This is a genomic window from Massilia scottii (assembly GCF_030846495.1).
Classification (GTDB): Bacteria; Pseudomonadota; Gammaproteobacteria; order Burkholderiales; family Burkholderiaceae_D; genus Telluria_A; species Telluria_A violaceinigra.
Genome location: NZ_JAVCWM010000017.1, coordinates 80125 through 102615 on the forward strand (window position 1 = coordinate 80125; position 22491 = coordinate 102615).

The 22491-nt window shown below is 64.2% G+C and carries 22 protein-coding genes and 1 pseudogene; 15 read left to right on the top strand and 8 right to left on the bottom strand.

What is annotated here, in order from left to right; genetic code table 11:
- Positions 1 to 6: 6 nt before the first annotated feature.
- The 4 genes from RBA41_RS22305 to RBA41_RS22320 are packed head-to-tail and all read left to right on the top strand — an operon-like array spanning position 7 to position 3601.
- Entirely contained in the window at positions 7 to 1053 is a 1047-nt protein-coding gene (locus RBA41_RS22305) for a bifunctional nicotinamide-nucleotide adenylyltransferase/Nudix hydroxylase (protein ID WP_306626445.1), read from the top strand.
- Complete coding sequence (locus RBA41_RS22310) at positions 1050 to 1973, top strand: ADP-ribosylglycohydrolase family protein (protein WP_306626446.1); 924 nt, start codon at positions 1050 to 1052, stop codon at positions 1971 to 1973. Before RBA41_RS22305 ends, RBA41_RS22310 begins: the two co-directional genes overlap by 4 nt.
- A 12-nt stretch (positions 1974 to 1985) precedes the next feature.
- Positions 1986 to 2549, top strand: coding sequence for a nicotinamide riboside transporter PnuC (pnuC, locus tag RBA41_RS22315; protein ID WP_306626447.1), 564 nt, complete (start codon positions 1986 to 1988; stop codon positions 2547 to 2549).
- On the top strand, positions 2546 to 3601 hold the full coding sequence (locus tag RBA41_RS22320; RefSeq protein WP_306626448.1) for an AAA family ATPase: 1056 nt from the start codon (positions 2546 to 2548) through the stop codon (positions 3599 to 3601). Before pnuC ends, RBA41_RS22320 begins: the two co-directional genes overlap by 4 nt.
- Here RBA41_RS22320 and RBA41_RS22325 read toward each other — a convergent pair.
- Positions 3594 to 4964, bottom strand: a complete 1371-nt coding sequence (locus RBA41_RS22325) for an acetylxylan esterase (RefSeq protein ID WP_306626449.1) — start codon at positions 4962 to 4964, stop codon at positions 3594 to 3596. The two genes, RBA41_RS22320 and RBA41_RS22325, sit on opposite strands and share 8 nt — an antisense overlap.
- Before the next feature lie 146 nt (positions 4965 to 5110).
- Here RBA41_RS22325 and RBA41_RS22330 point away from each other — a divergent pair, with 146 nt between their 5' ends.
- The 3 genes and pseudogenes from RBA41_RS22330 to RBA41_RS22340 form a co-directional block, all read left to right on the top strand.
- A complete protein-coding gene (locus RBA41_RS22330) occupies positions 5111 to 5620 on the top strand; it encodes a hemerythrin domain-containing protein (protein WP_306626450.1) in 510 nt (169 codons plus the stop codon).
- 128 nt (positions 5621 to 5748) lie between these two features.
- A complete protein-coding gene (locus tag RBA41_RS22335) occupies positions 5749 to 6567 on the top strand; it encodes a Crp/Fnr family transcriptional regulator (protein WP_374709587.1) in 819 nt (272 codons plus the stop codon).
- A gap of 174 nt (positions 6568 to 6741) precedes the next feature.
- Positions 6742 to 6924 (top strand): annotated as a pseudogene (locus RBA41_RS22340) (DHCW motif cupin fold protein); the annotation flags it as partial.
- 211 nt (positions 6925 to 7135) lie between these two features.
- On the opposite strand, the gene RBA41_RS22345 reads toward RBA41_RS22340, so the two are convergent.
- Positions 7136 to 8707 (bottom strand): oleate hydratase, encoded by a 1572-nt coding sequence (locus RBA41_RS22345; protein ID WP_306626451.1) that lies wholly within the window; start codon positions 8705 to 8707, stop codon positions 7136 to 7138.
- A gap of 258 nt (positions 8708 to 8965) precedes the next feature.
- Here RBA41_RS22345 and RBA41_RS22350 point away from each other — a divergent pair, with 258 nt between their 5' ends.
- The gene (locus tag RBA41_RS22350; protein ID WP_306626452.1) at positions 8966 to 10219 is read left to right on the top strand and encodes a PQQ-dependent sugar dehydrogenase; all 1254 of its coding nucleotides are present in this window, start codon (positions 8966 to 8968) and stop codon (positions 10217 to 10219) included.
- Here RBA41_RS22350 and RBA41_RS22355 read toward each other — a convergent pair.
- Positions 10173 to 12014, bottom strand: coding sequence for a putative bifunctional diguanylate cyclase/phosphodiesterase (locus RBA41_RS22355; RefSeq protein ID WP_306626453.1), 1842 nt, complete (start codon positions 12012 to 12014; stop codon positions 10173 to 10175). The genes RBA41_RS22350 and RBA41_RS22355 overlap by 47 nt on opposite strands.
- 507 nt (positions 12015 to 12521) lie before the next feature.
- Here RBA41_RS22355 and RBA41_RS22360 point away from each other — a divergent pair.
- Positions 12522 to 13499, top strand: a complete 978-nt coding sequence (locus tag RBA41_RS22360) for a chemotaxis protein (RefSeq protein WP_306626484.1) — start codon at positions 12522 to 12524, stop codon at positions 13497 to 13499.
- Positions 13500 to 13568: 69 nt separating this feature from the next.
- Here RBA41_RS22360 and RBA41_RS22365 read toward each other — a convergent pair whose 3' ends face one another.
- From RBA41_RS22365 to RBA41_RS22375, 3 genes are all read right to left on the bottom strand, one after another.
- Positions 13569 to 13751: a hypothetical protein gene (locus RBA41_RS22365; protein ID WP_306626454.1), complete on the bottom strand. Its 183-nt coding sequence runs from the start codon at positions 13749 to 13751 to the stop codon at positions 13569 to 13571.
- 48 nt (positions 13752 to 13799) lie between these two features.
- Complete coding sequence (locus RBA41_RS22370) at positions 13800 to 14855, bottom strand: alpha/beta fold hydrolase (protein WP_306626455.1); 1056 nt, start codon at positions 14853 to 14855, stop codon at positions 13800 to 13802.
- A 108-nt stretch (positions 14856 to 14963) separates the two neighbouring features.
- Positions 14964 to 15776 carry an EcsC family protein gene (locus RBA41_RS22375; protein WP_306626456.1) on the bottom strand — a complete coding sequence of 271 codons (813 nt, stop codon included), beginning with the start codon at positions 15774 to 15776 and terminating at the stop codon, positions 14964 to 14966.
- A 144-nt stretch (positions 15777 to 15920) separates the two neighbouring features.
- Here RBA41_RS22375 and RBA41_RS22380 point away from each other — a divergent pair, with 144 nt between their 5' ends.
- From RBA41_RS22380 to RBA41_RS22400, 5 genes are all read left to right on the top strand, one after another.
- Positions 15921 to 16925 carry an SMP-30/gluconolactonase/LRE family protein gene (locus tag RBA41_RS22380; RefSeq protein WP_306626457.1) on the top strand — a complete coding sequence of 335 codons (1005 nt, stop codon included), beginning with the start codon at positions 15921 to 15923 and terminating at the stop codon, positions 16923 to 16925.
- A gap of 161 nt (positions 16926 to 17086) precedes the next feature.
- A complete protein-coding gene (locus tag RBA41_RS22385) occupies positions 17087 to 17278 on the top strand; it encodes a hypothetical protein (RefSeq protein ID WP_306626458.1) in 192 nt (63 codons plus the stop codon).
- Between the two features lie 145 nt (positions 17279 to 17423).
- The gene (locus RBA41_RS22390; protein WP_306626459.1) at positions 17424 to 18041 is read left to right on the top strand and encodes an AIM24 family protein; all 618 of its coding nucleotides are present in this window, start codon (positions 17424 to 17426) and stop codon (positions 18039 to 18041) included.
- A 48-nt stretch (positions 18042 to 18089) separates the two neighbouring features.
- Positions 18090 to 18731, top strand: a complete 642-nt coding sequence (locus RBA41_RS22395) for an AIM24 family protein (protein WP_306626460.1) — start codon at positions 18090 to 18092, stop codon at positions 18729 to 18731.
- A gap of 3 nt (positions 18732 to 18734) precedes the next feature.
- Positions 18735 to 19472 carry an AIM24 family protein gene (locus RBA41_RS22400; RefSeq protein ID WP_306626461.1) on the top strand — a complete coding sequence of 246 codons (738 nt, stop codon included), beginning with the start codon at positions 18735 to 18737 and terminating at the stop codon, positions 19470 to 19472.
- 12 nt (positions 19473 to 19484) lie between these two features.
- On the opposite strand, the gene RBA41_RS22405 is transcribed toward RBA41_RS22400, so the two are convergent.
- The gene (locus RBA41_RS22405; protein WP_306626462.1) at positions 19485 to 20450 is read right to left on the bottom strand and encodes a DMT family transporter; all 966 of its coding nucleotides are present in this window, start codon (positions 20448 to 20450) and stop codon (positions 19485 to 19487) included.
- A 229-nt stretch (positions 20451 to 20679) separates the two neighbouring features.
- Here RBA41_RS22405 and RBA41_RS22410 point away from each other — a divergent pair, with 229 nt between their 5' ends.
- On the top strand, positions 20680 to 21252 hold the full coding sequence (locus tag RBA41_RS22410; RefSeq protein ID WP_306626463.1) for an SMI1/KNR4 family protein: 573 nt from the start codon (positions 20680 to 20682) through the stop codon (positions 21250 to 21252).
- A gap of 151 nt (positions 21253 to 21403) precedes the next feature.
- Here RBA41_RS22410 and RBA41_RS22415 read toward each other — a convergent pair whose 3' ends face one another.
- On the bottom strand, positions 21404 to 22483 hold the full coding sequence (locus RBA41_RS22415; protein ID WP_306626464.1) for an ABC transporter ATP-binding protein: 1080 nt from the start codon (positions 22481 to 22483) through the stop codon (positions 21404 to 21406).
- Positions 22484 to 22491 lie beyond the last annotated feature (8 nt).

Here is a 22491-nt window from a genome sequence, read left to right on the forward strand (position 1 = left end):
GCACAAATGAACCAAACTTCCACCGACGTCGCCGTCCTGATCGGCCGTTTCCAGCCATTCCACCGCGGGCACGTGGTGCTGCTGCAGCGCGCGCTGGTGAGCGCACCGCGCGTGGTGCTGGTACTCGGCTCCTCGTTCCAGGCGCGTAATGCGAAAAATCCGTTCACGTGGGAGGAGCGCGCCGCGATGATCGGCGCCACCCTGCGCGCGGAAGACCGGGCACGCGTCAGTTTTGTCGCCGTGCGCGACTACTACGACGATTCCCTGTGGTCTGCGGCGGTGCGCAAGGCGGTCGCGCAAAGCGCGCCGGACGCGGCGCACGTGGCGCTGGTGGGCCACTTCAAGGATGCGTCGAGCTACTACCTGAATCATTTTCCGAAATGGGAGAACATCGTCGTCGAATCCGAACGGGCCATCGACGCCACCTGCGTGCGGCGCGTGTTCTTCGAGGCGGAAGACCTCGATATTTCGCTCAGCGTGCTCGATGACATGGTGCCGCCAGCGGTGCGCCAGTATCTGAAAGCCTGGGCGCTGCTGCCGCACTATGCCGCGCTGGTGGAAGAGCACCGCCGCATCGTGGCCTACAAAATGGCTTGGAAAAGCGCGCCGTACCCGCCGATCTTCACCACGGCCGACGCCGTGGTGGTCAGCGGCGGCAATGTGCTGCTGATCCGGCGCGGCGGCTATCCCGGAAAGGGGCAGTGGGCCGTTCCGGGCGGCTTCGTCGAACAGCGCGAGCGCCTGCTGCACGCGGCGATTCGCGAGCTGGCCGAAGAAACCAAGCTGGCGCTGCTCGGCGCCACGCTCGAAGGCATGCTGGTCGATGTCAAGGTGTTCGACCATCCCGACCGCAGCCAGCGCGGGCGCACCATCACGCACGCTCACTTTTTTGATCTGCAAACCGAGAACCTGCCCCCGGTGGAAGCGTCGGACGATGCCTCGCACGCCGCCTGGATTCCCATCGTGGAGCTGGCCGGCATGGAAGACCAGTTCTTCGAGGACCACTTCCACATTCTCGACTCGTTCCTGTCGCTGAGCGAGGAGCCATCATGATCGGTACACGTGACCGTTATCGCGGCAGCCTGCTGGGGCTGGCCTGCGGCGATGCCGTCGGCACCACCGTGGAGTTTTCCGCGCGCGGCTCGTTCGCTCCGGTGACCGACATGCTTGGCGGCGGTCCGTTCAGGCTCAAACCGGGCCAGTGGACCGACGACACCTCGATGGCGCTGTGCCTGGCCGAGAGTTTTCTGACAAAGGGAGACTTCGATGCGGCCGACCAGATCAACCGCTACCGCAACTGGTGGCAGTGGGGCTACCTCAGTTCGACCGGCACCTGTTTCGACATCGGCATGACGGTGCAGGATGCCCTGTCGCGCTATGCCGTCACCGGCGATCCGTACAGCGGCTCCACCAACCCGCGCAGCGCCGGCAACGGCTCGCTGATGCGGCTCGTGCCGGCGGTGCTGTTCGCCTATCCGGACCGCGCGCGCGTGCTCCAGCATGCGGCCGACAGCTCGCGCACCACGCATGGCGCACCGGAAGCGGTGCAGGCCTGCCAGCTGTTTGCCGGCATATTGAGCGCGGCGCTCGGCGGCCAGCCGAAAAGCGCGCTGCTGGCCAACGCCGGCTTTACGCCGACCGAGCCGAAACTGGCGGCGATAGCAGCCGGCGCGTTTCTCGACAAGGCCGACAGCGACATCCGGGGCACCGGCTACGCTGTCGATTCGCTGGAAGCGGCGCTGTGGTGCTTCTTCCATACCGACAGTGTCGAAGCGGCCGTGCTGCGCGCGGCCAACCTGGGCGACGATGCCGACACCACGGCCGCCATCACCGGCCAGATCGCCGGCGCCTGGTACGGCGTGGACGCGATTCCGGCAGGCTGGCTTGACAAGATCAGCATGCGTGCCGAAATCGACGACATGGCCTGCCGCCTGTTCGACCGCTTTCATGAAGCGAACAGCAAGCATGGCTGACGAAAGCGCGGCGTGACCGGCAACCTTGAAATCGCGGCCAACGTGGGCGCTACCGCAGCCATCCTGCTGGCCGGGCGCAACAGCGTCCACACCTGGTGGACCGGCATCATCGGCTGCGCCCTGTTCGGCGTGCTGTTCTACCAGTCGAAACTGTACGCCGACGTGGCGCTGCAAGGTTTTTTTATCGTCTCGAGCGTGGTGGGATGGGTGCAATGGCGGCGTGGCGATGACGGCAGCGCGCTGCCGATCAGCCACGCGAAGATTGGCACGCTGGCCTGGATCGTTCCTGCCGGCGTGGCCGCCGCCGCCGCGTATGGCGCGCTGCTGCATCACTATACCGATGCGTACGCGCCGTTTATCGATTCGGCCGTGCTGGTGTTCAGCGTCGTGGCCCAGTTGCTGCTGATGCAGCGCAAAGTCGAGAACTGGGCATTCTGGATTCTCGTGAACACGGTCGCCGTGCCGCTGTATGCCAGCCGCGGCCTGTACCTGACCGCGGTTCTGTACGCGTGCTACTGGGTCAACGCGATCGTGTCGTGGCTGTGGTGGCGCCGGCTGGCGCGCCAGGGCGCATGAACGCACCGGCCAAACAGTGGCGCCGCGGCCTCGTGGTGGGCAAGTTCTGTCCGCTGCACCGCGGCCACATGCTGGTGATCGATAGCGCGCTGGCCGCCTGCGACGACGTTATCGTCATCAGCTACACCAAGCCGGAGTTTGCCGGCTGCGGCGGGGCGCTACGCGAGGCGTGGCTGTGCGCGCTGTACCCGCAGGTGCGCGCGCTGGTGCTCGACGACGCCAGCCTGGCCGCCCTCCAAGGCGGCACCACTGCAGTGCGGGTGCCCCACAACGACGCGCCCGATGCGGTCCAGCGCGACTTCTGCGGCTGGCTGTGCCTGGATGTGCTCGGCGTGACGGTCGATGCGGTCTTTACCAGCGAAGACTACGGCGACGGCTTCGCGCGCGCCCTGAGCGGCTATTTCGATGAACGGCGCGGGCCGGGCGCGCCAGTACAGCACGTCTCCGTGGACCGCGCGCGTGCGCTGGTGCCCGTGTCCGGCACGGCGATCCGCGCCGATCCGCATGCCCTGCGCGCATTTCTCCATCCGCTGGTGTATGCCAGCTTCGTGCGCAAGGTGTGCCTGCTCGGTGGCGAGTCGAGCGGCAAGACCACCCTGGCGGCGGCCCTCGCACAACAGTTGGACAGCGTCTGGGCGCCGGAGTTCGGCCGCGAACTGTGGATCGAGAAGGATGGCGCGCTGGTGTTCGACGACATGCTGGCGATCGCACATGCCCAGCGCGCGCGCGAACAGGCGCTGCTGCGCCACGCCACGCGCTGGCTGGTGTGCGATACGAGCCCGCTGACCACCCTGTTCTACAGCGATGCGATGTTCGGCCAGGCCGATGCCGCCCTGCACGAACTGGCCGCGCAGCCGTATGACGTGACCTTGCTGTGCGCGCCCGACTTTGCGTTCGTCCAGGATGGCACGCGCCGGGACGATGGCTTTCGCCAGCGCCAGCATGCCTGGTATGTGGACGAGCTGACCCGGCGCGGCGTGCCTTTCACGGTCGTGCACGGCACGCCGGCACAGCGCCTGGCGCAGGCATGCGCGCGGCTCGCCGCTATTTAGCCAGTCCCAGTTGCCGCAGCACCCACTGCTGGACCATGTCCAGCTGCTCGGGCGACATGGCATGGCCTTGCGCCGGCGCCACGGTCAGCTGTTTCGGCGCCGTGATCACGTTATAGGCCGCAAAGGTCGAGGTGGGCGGGGTCAGGACATCGTTGTAACCCCAGAAGTAAAACCCCGGCACGCGCAGGCGCCGTGCGAAGTTCACGGTATCGTAATACGCGGTCGTCGCCGCCTTGGCCGCGACCGGCGCATCCGTCGGAGCGCCATCGGGCCCTGGTTTGAACAGGGCCGGCCAGCCGCCCGCGCGACCGTTCAGATAGCCGGTGACATCGCTAAAGCCCGGATTGTTGGCCACGACGGCCGTTATGCGCGGCTCCAGTGCCGCCGCCATGATGCTCAGCATGCCCCCCTGGCTGCCGCCCATGGCCAGCAACTGCTGCCTGTTCCACTTGGGATGCGTCGCCAGGTAATCGGCCGCGCGCAGCACGCCCAGATTCACGCGCCGGAAATAGTATTTCTCCCGGTCGTCCAGGTTGATCCGGCTGTAGCCGAACAGCGCACCGCCCGCCAGGGACTCGTAGACCTCCGGCGCCAGGTTCAATGGAATGCCGTGGATGCCCACCTGCAGCGTAATGGCACCTTTTTCGGCCAGTGCGCGTGCGCCGGTGCGCGCTTCGATGCCCGCGCCCGGCAGTTCCAGCACGGCAGGGAAGGGGCCGGCGCCGCGCGGTACCGCCAGCACGCCATAGAACCGGCTGGTGACCCCGTTGCCGCCGACATTGCGGAAACTCAGGTAGGACACCTCGATCCTGTCGTTCGACAGTTCGGGCGCGGGCGTGAGGCGGTAATCGGGCGGCACCTGCGCCAGTGCCGCTTTCTGGCGGGCCCAGAAGGCGTCGACATCGGCCGGATTGGCCTGGGTGGGCACGATCTTGTCCGGCGCGAAGCCGAGCGTGGCCAGCGTGGTCAGGTTCTGTCCGCCCACGTCGGCGCTGGCGATGATGCGCATGAAGGCGGGCGTGGACGGTGCGGGCACCGGCAGCACCAGGCCGTCGGCCGGTACCACGGCCGTGCGCTCCGCGCCTTCGAGCATGTCGGGACCGAGGCGGTAGCGGATCGTCACGCCCGCCGCCGGGTAGGGATCGAGCGCGAGTTTCACGCGCACGCTGGCCGGCGCACCCATGGGATAGGTCCAGTCGTCGCGGTCCGGGGTGACCGTCAGCGCCGTGCCGGCGGCAGCCGGCGGCAGATACACCGGCGCGCCCTGGGCGCAGGCGCTCCCGCAGGCGAGGGTCAGGGCCAGCAAGGTCAGGGCGCAGGTCGGCTTCATCAGGTCGGGGCTTTCGTTGGCTGCCGTGACCATGTCGCACGGCAAGATGCGGGCGAGTCTATCACGCGGTATTGTCGAATGCACCACGCTGAACGCACAGTTGGCGAATTCCGCTCGGCGTCGGCGTATACTTTTGGTATCATTTTTTGTGACTATATCTAGCGTTTCGGAGCCCGGACATGGAAAGTGAAAGCATGCAAGACGACGCCGTCGACATATTGATCATCGAACACGAGGAGGTGACTGCCCTGTTCGAGCAGTTCCGCGGTCTGAGCGTGCGCTCGAAAGACAGCAAGAAACGCATCTCCGAGGATATCTGCGACGCCCTGACCATCCACGCCTTGCTGGAGCAGGAGATTTTCTACCCGGCGGTGCGGACCGCGCTCAAGGATGCCGACCTGGTTGCCGAGGCCATTGTCGAGCATGCCAGCGCGCGTGAACTGATCGGGCGCATCCGCGAGATGGAGCCGGAGAACGAATTGTTCGACGCCACGGTCAAAGTGCTGTGGGACCAGGTAATGCGGCATGCGCGCGAAGAAGAGGAAAAAATGTTCCCGCGCCTGCGCAAGAGCAAGCTCGACCTGGTAGCGCTCGGCGCGCGCATGCTGGAGTACCGCAGGGTGCTGGAAACGGGGCCCGGACGCATCCCCGCCCATGTGCGTGCGCAGGGAGATACATCGTCCACGTAGGATATAGATGACAAAGCGTCATTGTTCATGCCTACAGCGTGTCATCCACTGGTCCGATGGCTGGATTTTCTACCGAGCTTTACAGTAGAGCCATTGATGAGTTGAACCTAACAACACAGAGGCATACCATGTACCGCACGCACAATATCGATTCGAACAGCAACGCCACCAACGCCATCCGCTCCATCGCCCTGGGCGCCGCCGCCAAGCCCGCCGTCGCGAAGCCGATGATCAGCGTCGCTGGCGCACAGCAGAACGAGTTGCTGCGTGCCTTGTCCCGCACGGACCTGGAAGCTCTGTTCCCGCACCTCGAACTGGTTCCTATGCCAGCAGGTAAGCACCTGTATGACTTCGGCAGCAAGTTCGACTACGCATACTTCCCGACCAACGCCATCGTCTCGCTGATGTATGTCATGGAAGACGGCGCCACCACCGAAATCGGCGTGGTCGGCCGCGAAGGCGTGCTGGGGGTGGCGATGTACGAAGCTGAACGCGCTACCTGCAGCGCCGTGGTGCAGACCGCCGGCTACGCTTACCGCCTCAAGAGCAGCGTGCTGCGCGAACTGGTCGCCTCCGGCGGCGCCATGGCCCAGCTGCTGATGCGCTACACCTTCGCCATGTTCGCCCAGCTGGCTCAGAACGTCGTCGGTGGCCGCCACTGCACCATCGAACAAAAGCTGTGCCGCTGGCTGCTCGACCGCCTGGACCGTTCGCTGACGGATGAAATCAAGGTCACGCAAGACACCATGGCGACCATGCTCGGTGTGCGCCGCGAAACCATCACCATGACCGCGCGCAAGCTGCAAGCGGACGGCCTGATCCAGTATCGCCGCGGCACCGTCGCCATCCTCGACCGCGCCGGCCTGGAAGACTGCGCCGGTACCTGCTACCGCGCCGGCAAGATCGGTTTCGAGCAGATGCACGATACGGCCTGGAACAACGCTTAACAGTTGCCCTGGCGGCGCGGACAGCACATCACCGCCCGCGCTGCCATCCTCATTTGCCAGGCCCCCCGACCGACGGCGGGGCCGGGCGCAATGTCTCCTGCATGCTATGTGATGCCGTTGCGGATGCTGGAAACAGCGTCCGTTTCTAATGACGGCATTGAACAAGGCACGCGCATGAACATCTCCGATATTCCCTTTGATATTACCGACTGGGCCGGCGTGGAGCGCACCGGGCATCCGGGCGAAACCGGCATGGCTTATTGGCAGACGCGCCAGTTCGGCGCCATCCGCGTGCGCGTGGTGGAATACGGCGCCGGTTATCTGGCCGATCACTGGTGCAGCAAGGGCCATATCCTGTTGGCGAAGTCGATGCAGTGTTTGTCGATCCGGCGGCGGGATTTGCCGTGCTGCGCAATGCGGTGTATGCGCACCCGTGCGGCATTGCGCTGGACTGCATGGAGATGGAAAAGCGATTGTCCGCTACAAGGTAGAATGCGGCTCTCCCGGCCACCATTGCCTTTCCATGGGTGCTGCGCGTCCCCGGCGCGCAAGCCGGGGACGCTGGTCGCTACTTCAACGCCTTGAACAAGGCTTCGAACTGCGTGCTCAATGCATGATCGTGCTGCTTGATCGGCGGCACTTCGCGTTTGATATCGAGCAGTTCGTACACCGCCATCTGCGCGGCCCGCACCGAATACTCCACCGTGAACACTACATCATCCGCAATCTCGACAAACTGGCTGATGAACGCCAGGTTTTTCGATTCCTTCGGCACCGGCAGCGGACGGTCGCTGTGCAAACGCGGCATGAACATGCTGGTGATGTACGGCATGCGGCAAGGGATGCAATTGGCCGTTTCCACCGCATCGAGGTCGAAGCGCAAGTGGCCGCACAGCTCGCGCAGGATTTCTTCGCCGGTGCAGTCCGACATCGGCTTGGCGACAAAATTGCCGATCCGGTCCGGTGACAGCGCATAACCCCAGAATACTTTCACGCCGGCCGGCTGGTTGGCAAAGTGCGGCTGGTGCGCCAGCACGATCGACATGAACCAGTTCGAATCCTTGAACGTGACCAGCCCGCCGGTGCCGGCTTCATTGCCGCTGAACTGCTGCATCTTGTCGAAGAAGGCCGAATCCTGCTGGGTCACGGTGAACGATTCCCAGTACGACTCGGCGATGCTGCTGTTGAACGCCGCCGGATTGCCGAAACCGGGCTGCGCGGCCGCCAGTTTTTCCCACAAGGTCCAGCCATGGCTGTCGGTCTTGTCGAGTTTTTCCGGAGCGCTGGTCATGCTGCCCAGGCTCGACGCGTCGGTCATCGAACCGTTCTGGAAGAACACCAGATCGCCCGCGGCAACGTCCACGTGCTCGCTGTTGCCGCTTCGGATGCAGTCAAAACCGGTGACGACGAACTTGCCATCCACGCTGGCGTGGCCGATGTCGGTCACCTTGCAGTCGAGGATGAACTGCACGCCTTGCTGTTGCAGCCACTCCTGGAGCGGGCGCACCAGCGAATCGTACTGGTTGTAGACCGTGCGGCGCACGCCGGCCAGCGTCTCGATGCGCGAAAACTCCAGCATGAAGCGGTGCAAATAACGCTTGAATTCAACCGCGCTGTGCCACGGCTGGAACGCAAACGTGGTGGCCCACATGTACCAGAATTCAGTCTCGAAAAAGGAAGGATCGAGCCAGTCGCTGATCGTGTCCGCACCCAGCGTCTCTTCGTCGGCCATGCTCAGCTTGAGCAACTGCGCGCGGTCGTGCATCGAAAAGCCCATCGACGTTACCGGCACCTTGGCGCGGCGCTGGTCGACCAGGCGCGCTTGCGAGTGGGACTTGTGCAGCTCGTTGAAATCGACGGTTTCATCGAACACGCTCTTGTTTTCGTCCGCGAGCGAGGGAATCGACTTGAACAGATCCCAGGTGCACTCGTAGTTATCGAACGTGAGCATGCGCCCGCCGCGCAGCGAATAGCCCTGATCGGGCGTTCCCGCGCCGTCCAGGCTGCCGCCGAGCAGGGGAGCGGCTTCGTAAATGCGGATGTTTTCACCGGGGACATTGCCGTCGCGGATCATAAAAGCGGCTGCCGACAGGGAGCCGATACCGCCGCCGAGCAGATAGGCGCGTAAATTCTTGTTCATGTGGGGATCGTCCAAAAAGGTGCATCGGTGTCCGGTGTATTCCGGACAGGCAAGTTCCGGACGACATTGGCGTCTGCCATTTGTTGCGACGCAGCATGCGTCCGGAGGCATGCAGAATCGCATACAGTGAACGCAAAAAAATTGACGCACATCAAAATTGACCAATCAATAATAGAGTGATCGCTCAGACATTGCCGCTGGAAATGCTGCGTGCATTCAATACTCTATAATTCCCGCACCTTCTTGACTGGATGCCGCATGACGCCTTTCGACTCCCGCACTCTTCTTTGCCCGGCGCTGGCCGCCGCGCTCTCACTGCTGGCCGGCGGCGCCGCCGCGGCCGACAAATGCGGCGGTGCACCGCGCCTTGCCGTATCGACGCCGCCGGGCTTTTGCGCGGGCATCATCGCCGGCGGCTTCAAGTTCGCGCGCGGCGTGCAGCCGCTGGACAATGGCGACGTGCTGGTGGTCGACCTGGGCGGCTGGCAGCCGAACCAGGGCAGCATCTGGACGCTGCGGCCGAGCGCGGCCGGGTATCAGAAAACATTGCTGATGAAGAAAATCGACCGTCCGAACGGCATCGTGCTGGGGCCGGACGGGCTGGTGTACGTGGGCGCCATCAAGCGCGTGTTCCGCTTCGATCCGCGCGATCCGGACGGCACCACCAAGGACATTATCGGCGGCAAGTCCGGCGTGGCGGCACTGCCCGGCATCGGCCGCCACCCGCTGACCGCCTTGCGCTTCGACGCCAAAGGCGACCTAATCGTCAACGTCGGCTCGGGCAGCGACCATTGCGAAGGCAAGGGCGGCAAGGCGCCGGACCCGGCCAAACCGTGCGCCGAGGCCAGCGGGCCGAATGCCCTGGGCGTGCTGCGCAAGTACCAGATGCAATGGCCGGCCGGCACCGTCAAGAGCTGGGAAGTGTACGCCACGGGCTTGCGCAATTCGATGGCGCTGGCGGTCCACCCGGTCACGCATGCGCTGTGGCAGGGCGAAAATTCGCGCGATGCGATCCAGGCGGCGATGAAGGGATTGAAGAACGACAACGATCTGCCGCACGATGAGTTGAACCTGATCGAAGCGAAGGGCAACTATGGCTGGCCCTACTGCTACGACAACAATGTGGCCAGTCCGGAGTATCCGGGGGCCAAGTGCGCCGGCTACCGCGCTCCGGCGCGCCTGCTGCCGGCCCATTCAGCGCCGCTGGGCATGACCTTTTACACGGGCGACATGTTCCCGGCGCAATACAAAAATAGCCTGATCATGGGATTTCACGGCTACCGCGAGCACGGCCACCGCCTGGTGGCTTTCCTGCCCGATGCGCAAGGCGCGCCGCTGGGCAAGAAAATCGAACTGATCAGCGACTGGACCGCCAAGCCGAACCAGCCGGCCGGAGCGCCGGTCGACGTCAAGCAGGGCCGGGACGGCGAGATTTTCCTGGTCGAGGACCGCAGCGGACGGGTGCTCAGGTTGCAGTATGACGCGCCGGCGAAGGCGTCTGCGGGCAAATAGGCTTCCAGGGCGCGCGCGCGGCGGCCTGGCCGGCTTGCTCGCGGGCGCACCACGCGAACAGGTCTTCCGGCGCCAGCGGCCTGGCGAACAGGTAGCCTTGCCCCTCGTCGCAGCCCTGATCGCGCAGCAACCGCCGGACGTCATCGGTTTCGATGCCTTCGGCCACCACGCGAAAGCCCAGTTCGTGGGAGAGTGAAATCATGGTGTTCACCAGCGTACGGTTGCGTTCGCCGCCAGCCATGTTGCGCACGAAGGACTGGTCGATCTTGACCACGTGCGCCGGCATGCTCTGCAGGTAGGACAGGCTGCTGTAGCCGGTGCCGAAGTCGTCGATCGCCAGGCGCACGCCGGCTTGATCGAGCGCCGCCAGCGTGGCCAGCGCCGTGCCCTGGTTTTCCATGATCGCGCTTTCCGTCACTTCCAGCTCCAGCCAGCCCGGCGCCATGCGGTGCTGGTTCAGCAGCCCGGCGAGGTTGCTCACAAAATCCATTTCCAGCAGGTTGGCGGCCGATACGTTGACCGACATCTGCAGTTGCAGGCCGGCGCCATGCCAGGCGGCCAGCTGGCGCACCGCTTCACGGATCACCCAGTTGGTGGCGGCGCGTACCATCGAGGTTTGCTCGACCACCGGCATGAACTCGCCCGGCGGCACATCGCCCAGCTCCGGATGGCGCCAGCGCAGCAGGGCTTCGGCGCCGACGCAGCGCCCCGTGCCGAGGTCGATGCGGGGCTGGTAGACCAGGCGTAGCTGGCGCGTATCGGCGAGCGCCGCAGCGAAGGCGTTGAGCAGGGTGAAGCGGCGGCGGTAGGCGGCGTCCTGCGCGGAGGAATAGGTACCGATCAGCTGGCCGGTCTGGTGCGCGTCCTGCATGGCGTTCTGGGCGATGCGCAGCACGTCCAGGCAATCGGTGCGGCCCAGCAGGAAGGGCGCCATGCCGATCGCCGGGGTGGTCACGAAGCGCGAGGTGCACCACTCGCCGCGGCTGTCGAGCCAGTGCGCCAGGCGCGCCCGGTAAGGTCCGTCCTCGGCGCCGTCGTCGACGCCGGGCGGGGCGATGGTGATGAACTGGGTCGCGGCCAGCTGGTACACCTTGTGCTCTTCGCCCATGACGGCGCGGTAGGAGCGGATCGCCTCGTCCATCAGGTCGTCGAAGTAGGAGGCGCCCATCACGCGCGCGGCGTTGTTGAGCTGTTCCTGGTTGGCCATGTTGACCAGCACCGCCACGCGCCGCTCGCCATGCGGGCGGTCCATTTGCAGGTCGGCATAGTCTTCGATGAATTGTTTGCGGTTCGGCATGCCGCTGAGCGGGTCGACCCGGCCCAGGGTGTGCTGCAGCTCGATCTGGGCCATGACCATGGCCGCCAGGTCGGTCAGCGCATCGCGTTCGGTACTGCTGATGGCGCGCGGTTCCAGTCCCAGCACGCACATCGCGCCGAGCTTGTAGCCGTCGCTGGTGATCAGCGGCGCGCCGGCGTAAAAGCGCACGCCGCTGTGGGCCAGGTGGCTGTCGCGGAAAAACGCATCCTCATGCAGGTCGTTAATGACCAGCATGGCGCCGCTGTCGGCCACGGTGGCGCAGGGCGCCTTGACGCGGGGAATCGCGGTGTGGCTGACGCCCACGCGCGACTTGAACCATTGGCGGTCGCTGTCGGTCAGGGACACGGCCGCGATCGGCAATCCGAAGACGCGCGCGGCCATGCGCGTGATGCGGTCGAACGCTTCGCTGGGCGCGCTGTCGAGCAAATTGAGCTTGCGCAAGGCCAGCAGGCGGTCGGATTCGTTGCAGGTGTTCATAAGCATGCCTTTTTGCCCTGAGCGCTGGGCCACATCGTGAACGCAATTCCATCCGATGCGCTCGTTGTCACTGGTAACAAGGGAAGGATGCGGGGAATGGGCATCGCATGGCGAGGCAGGCGGGGCCGCCCGACTAACAGTATCGGGCTGGCCGCCAGGGCCGGGAACGAGCGGGTCAGGGCTCATGCATCAAATTGTAGCATCGAAAGAAATTTAATGCTCTATGGCATTAAACGTACGAACGGCGCAACAGACCGGGGGATTCAGGCGAATCACGATGATGCCGCAGGAATATTTACACGTATAATCGACCGGACTGGACTGCGGATGTCCGCCGCCTCCGGCCTGTTTTACCTCTTGCCCGATCCCCCATCCCCCGGGATCGCCCAGATCCGCCTGTCGGCCCAAGCCCGCCGATGCATCAGAACGCCAGGTTCGCGTCGGCCCGACGCGCTAACACAGTTGCTGCCGGCCGCCAGTGGGGCCGGGCGCAGGGAAAAGGAAACGATGAATAACGTTCAACAGGATATCGACGAAAGAAGCAATCTCACCAGTCTCAACAAGCTGGAATTGCTCTTGTTCCGCCTGGGTGGCGATGCCGAGGGCAACCACTCCGAGCTGTATGCGATCAACGTGTTCAAGATTCGCGAAATTGTCGCGATGCCGCATGTCACGCCGATTGCCGATTCTCATCCGCACATGTTGGGTGTTGTAAATCTGCGAGAGCAGATTATTCCTGTTATTAATCTTCCTGGGGTGGTGGGATGCATTCCGGCAGCGGGCCTCAAGCTGCTGTTGATTACCGAATTCGCCCGCACGACGCAAGCGTTCGCGGTCGAAGCGGTGGAAGAAATCGTGCGCCTGGAGTGGACCTCGGTGCTGCCGGGCGATAAGACGGCCAGCGGCGCGCTGGTGACCAGCATTGCCAAGGTCGATGGCGACGTGCCCAATACGCGCCTGGCCCAGGTGCTCGATGTGGAATCGATTTTGCGCCAGTTGCACAGCAATGATGAGCCGGATGTGGACGTCGATTCGATTGGGGCGCCGCTCAACCTGCCCGAGGGCCAGGTCATTCTTGCTGCGGACGACTCCGTGATTGCGCGCGCGCTGATCGAAAACGCGCTGCAGGCGATGGGCGCGCAGTACGTGATGACCAATTCCGGCAAGCAGGCATGGGACAAGCTCGAAGCGATCGATATCGCGGCGAAAAAAGAGGGCAAGACGGCGCGCGACAAAGTGGCGCTGGTGCTGAGCGACCTGGAAATGCCGGAGATGGATGGATTTACGCTCACGCGCAATATCAAGCAGGACAGCCGGTTTTCGACGATCCCTGTGATCATTCATTCCTCGCTGTCGGGTGCGGCGAATGAAAACCACGTCAATGGCGTGGGGGCCGATGCTTATATTGCCAAGTTCGTGCCGATTGAACTGGCGGCGCTGTTGCGCAAGACGCTTGCGAAAAACACGCCGCAAAAGCGCGGGTGAGTTAGCACTGTCGTTTCCGCCAATGGCGGAAAGTCGTTTCCGACAGTGTTGGAAACGACGGTGTTGAGATTAGTGGTTTTGCTTCTGCTTCGCCCCACCGCCCGCACCTTCATCGCTCCCCGCTTTTACATTGCTTTTGGCATTGTGGCTGCTTTTGTCATCCTTCTTGCCGGCCGCCGAATTCACGTCCGCTTCGGTTTCCGGGCTGCCCGATTGTTTGTTTTGCGTACCTTCTGATTTCGATTGGGTCATGGTAAATCTCCTTGTGGCAGTGAAAAAACGGAGTAGCGCGGCGTCGCCTTAATGCAGCGTCGCGCCGGTGTCGTGCTGGGCCCACGCCGGAATATGCGCCAGGCCCGCGCGTGCCCCGACCTCCAGCCTGGCAACCGCTGCCATGATGAGGTCCGGACGAGCGTAGTGCAGCATGTGCCCGCAGCCTTCTTCCAGCTGCAGGTCGCTATGGGGTACTTCGTGATGGAACCGTACCGCCTGGCCTTCGGCGCTGACAACCCGGTCTTCGCAGCCGGCCAGCACGGCAATCGGCAGGCGCAGCTCGCCGTAACGCTGCGACAGGCGCTCGGCCGCCGCCACCAGCATGCCGCTCTCGGCGGCGCTGGCGCCCAGCTGTTCCGGCCGCAGCGACATCCACGCCGGAAACTCGCTGAAGCGTTCCGGCACCGCGGCCGGGCCGAACATGCGCCGCGTCAGGGCGGGCCACAGCAGGCGGCCCAGCAGCGGCGCCACGGTGTTGCGCAGCACCTGCCCGAGCAGCGGCAGCGCGGGTGCCGACGCCAGCGGCACGTCAAGGCGCAAACCTGGATAGTAATAACCGGACACCAGCGTCATGCCGCGCACGTAGCGCGGATACTCCAGCGCCAGCGCCAGGGTCACGAGCGTGCCCCAGGAATGCCCCACAATGACCGGCCGCTCAACCCCCAGCATGCGCAAGGCCTTGTAAATAAGGCGCGCCTGCGCTTCCGGGGTCCAGCTGGTGTTGCCGGGCCGTTCGCTGTGTCCGAATCCGGGGCGGTCGAACGCGATCACGCGATGCGATTCGGCCGCTGTTTCCAGCAAGCCGCTGAGAGCGAAGTCGTCCGCATGCAGTCCATTCCCGTGCAGCAGCACCAGCGGTGGTCCGTCGCCTTGCTCAAGATAGTGCAGGCGCACGCCATCGACCTCGATCACCTTGCCTTGCGCGGGATTGGCCAGCTCGGCCTCGCGCTTTTTGGCTTGCACGTACATCGCCGAGGCGGCCAGGCCGGCGGCGGCAAGCAGGGCGATGCTGCCCCAGCCGGGCGTGCGCGGCTCGGTGTAAGTGGAAATACGGTTCGGCATGGCGGTGCGGTCGTAAGGCATGTTTGTCCTGCGGCATGAGTAACTGTCGTGGACATACTGTGCCTGTCGCGCTCACTGCCGGTCTGTGCGCCAGACAACAGTGTGGGCACCTTCGCGGCGGCGCCCCGGTCAGCCTTGCAGTTGCAGATAAGCGGCGCTGACCGCATCCGGACCGTACAGACGCTCCAGCCGGCGCACCGTGAAATGGCCGCGCGCCATGTCCTGGAAGTGGTTGATGAACAAGGTATTGACCAGCGCGCCGCCGGCCGCGCCGATGATCGGCACCATCATCGCCGCCGCCTTCTGCGACACGTGCACATTGAAGCGGGCGGCGATCTGGGCGATCAGGCGCACCAGCGCCGGCGCGCTTTCGCTGGCCAGGCTGTGCTTGGCCAGATAGACGGTCGCCTCGGACATGGCCTGCGCCAGCGCAATGCGCGCCGCGTAGTAGCCCGATTCGGATGCATCGTCGGCGGCCGTCTTGCCGCCCAGCGAAAACACCATCAGGCAAGCCAGCTGCGCTTCGCCCGAGGCCAGGTTTTCGCCCTGCGAGCGGCCGATATCGGCGATCGAGCGCAGCATGACGACCGTGGATACCGGCAGTTCCACCGCCAGTCCGGCAATGCCGAAGGCGCCGCCGGCCGCGCCGCTCAGCGCCACCGCCGCGCTGTGCAGCTTGGGAAACGACGATGTGCCGGACGGGCGCAAGGTGGCGTTGGCCACGTTCAGGCACTTGGTCAGCGACGCGTTGGTGACGGCGGCAATCTTGCTGGTCCACGCGGCGGGCAGGGCCTTGACGGCCGCTTCGAGCGGCATGCCGATCACGTCGGTGATGCGGGCCACGTAGCCGGGATGCTCCAGCAGGCGCTTGGCTTGCTGCAATTCGGCCAGGTGCTCCTGCGACAGGCTCGGCGTGCCGCCGGCCGGGTGTTCACGTTCCATGATTCCTCACTGATCAGATGCCGCTGCGCACGGTGCGTCAGGGCGATGCGTGGAGTATAGGCGAGTCGCGCCAAGCCGGCCCGCGCGCACGAAGCGCTGCTACAATGATCATGCTGATAGCGCTAACATTTCACAAGGATACTGATGCTGCCGACCCTGCCCCTGCGTTCCCTGCCGCGCCTGACGCTGCGCGTGGCCCTGGCACTGAGCGTGCCGCTTGGCTTGACCGTGCCGCACGGCGCGGCCGCGGCCCAGTGCGCCGGCGTGGCCCCCAGCGGCGTGCTGACAGCCGCGCGCGTGGCCGGCACGGCGCCGGCCCATGCCGGGGCGGGCCTGTACGAGGGCCCGGTCTGGATCGGCGACTCCCTGTATTTTTCCGACTTCACCTTCGGCCCCGGTTTTCCGTCGCGTATCCAGCGGCTGGGGCCGGACGGCAAGGTCGGCACGGCAATCGCCGACAGCGGCAGCAATGGCCTGGCCGTCGATGCGCGCGGCAACATCGTTGCCGGCACCCACAAACACAAGGGCGTGTCGCGCTTCGCTCTCCCCGGCGGCAAGCGCACCCTGGTCGCCGGCACCTATGACGGACAGGTCTTCAATTCGCCCAACGACCTCGCCATTGGCGCCGATGGCACGATCTATTTCACCGATCCCCCCTTCCAGCGCGACGCCGCCCCGGGCGGGCAGGACGCCACCCGTGTCTACCGCGTGGCACCCGGTGGAAAAGTAACGGTGGTCGAACGCGGCATCGCGAACCCGAACGGGGTGGCCTTGTCGCCGGCGGGCGATATCCTGTATGTGAATGGCGGCGGCGAGCACGGCGTGCTGCGTGCCTACCCGATCGCGGGCGGCGTGCCGGGCAAGGGCCGCGACCTGGTCACGGGCCTGGCCGTGCCGGACGGGATGACCGTCGATTGCCAGGGCAATATTTACGTGACCGAACACACGGCGCAGCGCCTGCGCGTGTTTTCGCCAGCCGGCAAGGAACTGGCCACGATCAAGGTGGATGCCAACATCACCAACGCGGCGTTCGGCGGCGCGGACGGCAAGACCCTGTTCATCACGGGCGCCGGCGCGCTCTGGCAAATACAGCTGGGCCTGACCGGAAAGGCCTATCAGGATCAAGGGGGGCGTAATTTCAATGATTAGTGTTAAGAGTCGAACATACGGCGCAGGTTCGCGTGCGCATACTGGGTTCATGCAGTAATTGTTCTCACTGAAAGACATCATGACTACCCCGCAGTTGACCGTTTCCCGCAATGACAGCATCGCCATTTTTATGCGCTGCACCTCGCGCCGGAGCGTGTGATATGAAAACCACCAAACCCGATCCCCAGCCTGCCTCGCGTATCGAACGCGAAATCGAGCGCGAGCGCGACCAGCGCCACAAGAACGACGACGAGCGCTCGGGCACCAGCCCGGCCTCTGATTTCCGCATCAAGGACGCGCGCGAAAGCAGCGATTCGGGCGGCCTGCACCGCTCGCGCTCGCGCTACCACTGATCCGGCGCGACGGCTCCCGGCCGGATTGCCACGCCGCCTGGGCGGGGCATGCATTGCCGTCTTGACACACCTGCCTGACGCAACCAGAATGAGACGTTCTGGTTGCCGGCGGCCGCGCCGCGACCGCTATTGTCAGGAGTAAGCCGTGACCCGTTTCCGTAATAATTCCGATCGCCTGCTGGAAGTGACCCTTCAAAACGAGAAGATACTTGCCATCGCCGGTTCCATGGTCGCCTACACGGGCGCCATCAAATTCGAAAAATCGATTCTCGGCGGCGAGGGCATCTTCGGCGCCCTCAAGCGCAAGGTGACCAACGAGGGCATGCAGCTGATGCAAACCTCGGGCACCGGCACCGTGTTTTTCGCGCAGAACGCGGCCGAAATCACCGTCATTGCGCTGTCCGGCGAAAAAATGATCATCGAAAGCAGCAGCCTGCTGGCCTACGACACCTCGCTCAAGACCGGCACCAGCTTCGCCGGCCTGCGCGGCGCGGTCTCGGGCCAGGGCCTGTTCAGCACCACGGTCGAGGGGCAGGGCAACATCGCCGTCATCTCGCGCGGCAACCTGATCATGCTGGAAGTGACGCCCTCCACCCCGCTGCGCGTCGATCCCGACGCGTTTGTGGGCTACAAGGGCAATATCACCCAGGAATTCGTGTTCGACGTCAACTGGCGCACCATGGTGGGCGAAACCTCGGGTGAATCCTACCAGCACAAGTTCTCCGGCCAGGGCGTGGTTTTCATCCAGCCCGCGGAACGCTGACAGGGCGGCGCGACGCGCTGCCGATAATCGAATCAAGTGGAGAATGCCATGCCGGCGTACCAGCAAATCAATGAAAAAATGATTGAGGTCAAACTCAATAACGAAGAAGTCTTCGCCAAGAAGGGTGCGATGATTTCGTACCAGGGCGAAGTGGCCTTCAGCCGTTCCTTCCTCGCGGGGCAGGGCGTGCAGACCCTGGCCATGCGCGCCGCCACCAACGAGGGCTACTCGCTGATGCTGGCCAAGGGCCGCGGCTCGGTCTACTACGCCTACGACGGCCTGTTCGTCACCATCGTCCCGGTGCGCGGCGACACCCTGTACGTGGAAAGCGACAATGTGCTCGCCTTCGATGCGCGCCTGACCGCCGGAACCATGTTCCTCGGTAACCAGGGCGGCATCCAGGGCATGGCGCGCGGCGCCGTGTCGGGCCAGGGTTTGTTCACCAGTACCTTCCAGGGTACGGGCGAAGTGGCGATCTTGTCGGACGGCAACGCCATCGGCTTGCCGGTCACCCCCGATGTGCCGGTCTGCGTCGATCCGCAAGCCTATATCGGCCATACCGGGCAGTTGAGCTCGGCCATTATCACCGATCTGAACTGGAAGACCTTCGTCGGCCAGGCCTCGGGCGAATCGTATCAAGTCAAATTCACTGGCCAGGGCACGGTCTACATTCAAGCGAGCGAGAGGTAAATCATGACAATCTACAATCCAGTGAACTTGCCCAAGAACGATAACCTGAACCGGTTTGCCTTCGTGGTGGACGTAAACGACCAGATATTCATCCGCAAGGGCAAGATGATCGCCTTCTACGGCAACCTGACCTTCGAGGCCATGGGCAGCAGCGTGGTCGACATGCTGGCGCGCCACGCTTTCAACGCGCCCAAGTACATTCACAACTTCGTGGTCGCGCAGGGCAATGGCCAGCTGATCTTGGGCGACAACGGCAACGACCTGGCCTGCTACGACCTGGACGCGGCCAACATGACGATCCGCGCCAAGAACCTGCTGGGTTTTTCGAAGAACGTGATCTGCCAGGAGTCGACCTTGCCGGGCTACCTCACCCTGCTCGGGACCGGCAAGATCATCGCCTCGTCGAACGGGCCGGTGCACTTCCTGGAACTGCCATGCCGGGTCGACGAGCAGGCCGTGCTGGGCTGGGCCGATTGCCCGAGTCCGTCGTACCGCTACGATTACGAACACGTCAGGGGCTTCGTGTCGACCGTGGGCGCGCTGACGGGCTTCACGCTGTCGGGCGAGGAAAAGCAGGTCGACTTTACCGGCGCCGGCACGGTGCTGGTGCAGTCATCCGAGCTGGAACTGAGCGGCAGCTCGACCTTGTCGCACTTGCTGGCGCAGTTGCCGATGCTGGGCAAGGAAGATTTGACCAGGCTGAGCTTGTCGATACAGCAGCAGAGCCAGCAGCGCCGTTAAGGCTGCACCGTGTCAGGCGTGCGTGGCAGTCTGCTCGGCGAGCGGCTGCACCGCATGCATCCTCACTGCCCACACCACGCCTGCGACCAGCAACACGATCGCCGCCATTTCCAGCACACGCGGAAACTGGCGGTGATAGACAAAGCCATACAGCAGCGCGAACAGGGTCTCGAACAGGATCAATTGCCCCGACAAGGTGACCGGCACGCGCCGGCTGGCGATATTCCACAGGTGGTTGCCGATCACTGACGCGCCCAGCGCCAGCAGGGTGTTGGTGATCCAGAACATCGTCCAGTTGCGCCCGCTCGCGGCGCCTGCGGCACCGGTGACGTCGCCATGCCAGATGGCAAAGGCGAGCGCGCCGATCACCAGCGCGATCAGGCCGCTGGCCATGCCGTACAGCGCCGACCATTCCGCACTGCTGAAATGCGCATTGCGCTTGAGGAAGCGCGCATTGTCGAGCGCGTACCAGCTCCAGCACAGCAGCGCACCGAAGGCGCACAGCACGCCCAGCAAGGTCGCGCCCGGAGGCGCTCCGCTGGCGCGCGCATGCAGGAATACATCGATATTAATACAGGCAATGCCGGCGGCCACCACCAGCAATGGCAGCGCCAGTTGCGACAGGGGAATGGCGCCGTGGTCCTTGCGCCCGAGCAGGGTGACGGTGATCGGCAGCAGGCCGATGATGAGCGAGGTCGGCGCCACGCCCGCCAGCTTGACGCCCAGCGCCAGCAGCATGTAGTAGACGATGTTGCCGGCCAGTGCATGACGCACCAGCGCGCCGCAGTCGCTGCGGTCGAGCCGCCCCAACAGGGTGCGCAGGCGCGGCAGCATCAGCCCGCTGGCGATGGCGCCGTAGGCGATGTAGCGGCCCACGGCCAGCTCGACCGGCGAAAACGCCGGCAACAATTCGGGCACGATGAACACCATGCCCCACATCGCGCCGGCCAGCAGGCCGCACAGTACACCAGTCCACATTGAATTATTCCTGCCATGCAATTACACCAAAGTCCGCCAGTGTCGCACGAAGCGGGCAGGGCTGCTGGCGTATCGAGGATGCCCGGCCAAACCCCGGGCTTGCCAATGAAGTAAAACACGCCGTACACTCAACCATTCTCGGCGACTGCTATCGCCAAAAAACGGACCTTCACCGCACCTTGACGTCGGGTCGGCTTTATACCTATTGGCTTTTGACAGGAAATGCACTATGCGCAGTATGTGGACCAGATTCGAAATATGGCTATCAGAGCATTGGCCTGAAGGGCTCGCTGGCCTTAACCCACCGGCGACGGATGAACAAATAGCCAGCCTTGAGGATGCAATTGGGATCAAGTTGCCAGAGGATTATGTGACCTGCCTCAAGATCCATAATGGCCAGAATCCGGACGTAGGCGGATTGTTTGACGGTTCCGAATTCCTGTCAACTGATGAGATCTTGGCTCAATGGACCGTATGGAAGGGCCTGCTCGACGGTGGGGACTTTGCAGATATTAATTCTGATCCCGCGAGCGGGGTTCAGAAAGACTGGTGGAATGCCAGATGGATACCATTTACCCACAACGGTTGTGGCGATCACCTTTGTCTCGATCTGGCCCCAGAGGCTTCTGGATCCTTGGGACAGGTGATCACGATGTGGCACGATTCAGGCGAGCGAGAACTGGCAGCCCCAAGTTTTGGTTCCTGGTTCAAGTCGTACACGAAACGCGTATTTTCTGGTGACGTGGTTTACTCGGATGAGTACGGGGGCTTAATAAACCGTGAGGACGCCGAGTTGTCATAATTTTAAGCCATGCGTCCGTCAATTGCAGGGTTTGGAGGCTGTCCGGGAAAGCTCCCATGGAGTACCCGCGCAGGCGCGCTGATTTTGATGGGTGATAACCACTGCTTATGAGAGCAAAGCTCCGCCGGCAAGGTTTTCACAGATAGGCGCTCTATGGCGGACATCGCCGGCCGTTTTCGCCGAATACGTGGATACGCGCCAGCGGTGCGCCCAACGCAAGATGCTGGCCGACCTCCCAAGCGGCATCCGGGTCGGCCCGCACCACCACCTGCTCGGCGCTGCCGCCCACGCTGGCGTACAGATACGTCCCTTCCCCCAGCCGTTCGACCGCGAACACGGTCGCCGGGATGCCGTCCGCCGCATCGGTCACGATGTGCTCGGGCCGCATTCCCAACGTGACGTGCGCACCGGGCGCCATTGGCGCGCCCACGCACACCATCAGCTGCGTGCCGCCGGCCAGCGCCACCACCGCCCGGCCCGCATTCCACTGGCGGATCTCGCCGCGCAGAAAATTCATCGGCGGCGCGCCCAGGAAGCCTGCCACGAACAGGTTGTCGGGCCGGTGATACAGCTCCAGCGGCGCGCCCACCTGTTCCACGCGGCCGGCGCGCAGCACCACGATGCGGTCGGCCAGGGTCATCGCCTCGACCTGGTCGTGGGTCACATAGATCATGGTGGTGGCCAGGGTACGGTGCAGCCTGGCCAGTTCGATGCGCATCTGCACCCGCAGCGACGCGTCCAGGTTCGACAGCGGTTCGTCGAACAGGAATACCGCCGGCTGGCGCACGATGGCGCGCCCGATCGCCACGCGCTGGCGCTGGCCGCCCGACAGTTCCTTGGGCCGGCGCTGCAGCAGCGCCTCGATCTGCAGGGTGTGCGCCGCCTTGCGCACGGCGTCGTCAACCTCCGCCTTGCGCTTGCCGGCCAGTTTCAGCGCAAACGCCATGTTCTCGTACACGGTCATGTGCGGATACAGCGCATAGCTCTGGAACACCATGGCCAGCCCGCGCTGCGCCGGCGCCACGTCGTTCACGCGCGCACCATCGATCAGGATGTCGCCGTTGTCGATGTCTTCCAGCCCGCAGATGGCGCGCAGCAGGGTCGACTTGCCGCAGCCGGACGGGCCGACGAAAACCACGAACTCGCCATCGGCGATATCGAGGTCGATTCCATGCAGGACTGCCTGCGCTCCGTACGACTTGCGAATGCCTGTCAGCTGTACTTGTGCCATGCGCGACC